The sequence below is a fragment of the Nitrospira sp. BLG_2 genome (assembly GCF_049222245.1).
The window spans coordinates 1-1,572 of record NZ_JBLYIG010000520.1 but is presented as its reverse complement, the minus strand read 5'-3'; the positions used below and the strand labels follow the sequence as shown (position 1 = coordinate 1,572).

The 1,572-nt window shown below is 53.2% G+C and carries 3 protein-coding genes and 1 pseudogene; 3 read left to right on the top strand and 1 reads right to left on the bottom strand.

From position 1 onward, the window contains the following. The 3 genes and pseudogenes from ACOSYY_RS13975 to ACOSYY_RS13970 form a co-directional block, all read left to right on the top strand. Window positions 1–203 (top strand): annotated as a pseudogene (locus ACOSYY_RS13975) (hybrid sensor histidine kinase/response regulator); the annotation flags it as partial. Between the two features lie 129 nt (window positions 204–332). Further along, entirely contained in the window at window positions 333–566 is a 234-nt protein-coding gene (locus ACOSYY_RS20440; protein WP_526023324.1) for an ATP-binding protein, read from the top strand. Beyond that, the gene (locus tag ACOSYY_RS13970; RefSeq protein WP_421663129.1) at window positions 551–1,117 is read left to right on the top strand and encodes a response regulator; all 567 of its coding nucleotides are present in this window, start codon (window positions 551–553) and stop codon (window positions 1,115–1,117) included. Before ACOSYY_RS20440 ends, ACOSYY_RS13970 begins: the two co-directional genes overlap by 16 nt. A 24-nt stretch (window positions 1,118–1,141) precedes the next feature. Here ACOSYY_RS13970 and ACOSYY_RS13965 read toward each other — a convergent pair. Continuing rightward, the coding region (locus ACOSYY_RS13965) for a rhomboid family intramembrane serine protease (RefSeq protein WP_421663128.1) at window positions 1,142–1,572 on the bottom strand (431 nt) is incomplete at its 5' end.

Sequence of the window (1,572 nt, the reverse complement as noted above, 5' to 3'; positions counted from 1 at the left end):
ATGAAGCACAGAAGATGGAAGCCATTGGCCGAGTCACGGGAAGAATTGCGGAAGAATTCGGGACATTGTTTGCGGTGGTCGGGAAACAAACCGGGATTATGTTATCGCACCTGCAACAGAATGACCCCCTCAGGTCATCGGCCGATGAACTCGTTAAAATAGGTGAAAAGGCGCCACCCTTACAACATAGCTTATTGCCATGAACCTTCATTGCCTACACCTTCGAAACACATTGTCCGTCCATGCTGTCTTGGCAGAAATACACAGAATGATCGCAGGGCTTTTGCCGGATCACATTGACCCGAGTATCCAGCTGGACAAACAGGCGGCCTATGTTGGGCGATCGGGAAGGGCTGGAAACAGTCCTTAATCAATTGGTCGTCAATGCACGTGATGCCATGCCGAATGGAGGTCGGCTTACCATCGAAGTCAAGACCATCGAAGATTGCTCCGAATCAGCCCGACCATTGCCGAGCGAGTCAGTATCTCCTCAGATCTTGATTCAAATCACTGATACCGGAATCGGCATGAACCTGGTACCCAAGCCTAGATGTTCGAGCCGTTGATTTGGACCAAGGAAACCAACATCGGACTTGGCCTCACTGCAGTCTTTGGAATCGTCAAACGGAACGGAGGAACGCTGGAAGTGGATAGTCGACCAGGACAAGGGACCGTCGTCCGGGTTCTTTTCCCCGCAGCCCCGGCCCCGGAGGGACGGGAGGAAATGACTCCGAAAGCCATGCTGGCAAAAGGTGATGAAACGATCCTGCTGGTGGAGGAAAACGAAATCGAACGGAAGTTGGCGCGCTCTATTTTACAGCGCCATCGCTATCGAGTCTTGGAGGCAGCCTCGCCGGTCGAGGCGCTTATGCTCACGCAGCAATACAAGGGCATTGTTCACCTGACTGTGAGTCCTCTGGTGATGCATGAAATCGGGGGACGCGAACTTGCCGGCCGCCTCTTGAGGCAGCAGCCGACGATGAAGACACTATTTGTGTCAAGTTACGACGACGAAACGATTCAACATCATCGCATTAATCAGCGATTTGTCCTGCAGCATCCTTATCGTCAGTCCGGACTAATCGAGAAAATCAGGGAGGTATTGGACGCTGCTTGAAGCTTCTTGTACTGCTGAGGTGCGTCACCATCTGTTCAACGTCGATCGGCCGGGCGAAAAAAACCGCACATCGTTCCGTTTGAAGAACCCGATCAGTGCCATGCCTGCGATAAATCCACCGATGTGAGCGAAAAAGGCGACGCCCCCTCCAGGGGTTCCTACGCTCATACCTCCACTGATCAACTGCGTGATAAACCACATGCCGAGGACGATGCCAGCGGGCACTCGTGTCATCCCGATCGCCGGCAGCAAGACAAGCACGTGAGCGCGCGGAAATAACAACAGATAAGCACCGAGCACGGCAGAGATGGCCCCGCTTGCCCCGACCATCGGGATTTGGGAAGAAGGATCGGTTAAGGCATGGCTCAGAGCGGCGAGGATACCGGATAGAACATAGAAGACGACGAACTTCGCGTGACCCATCGCATCTTCTATATTATTGCCGAAAATCCAGA

What these genes read in the sequence shown, in the direction of transcription:
- ACOSYY_RS20440 (WP_526023324.1), top strand. Translation starts at nt 333, where the DNA reads ATGTTGGGCGATCGGGAAGGGCTGGAAACAGTCCTTAATCAATTGGTC.
- ACOSYY_RS13970 (WP_421663129.1), top strand. Translation starts at nt 551, where the DNA reads ATGTTCGAGCCGTTGATTTGGACCAAGGAAACCAACATCGGACTTGGC.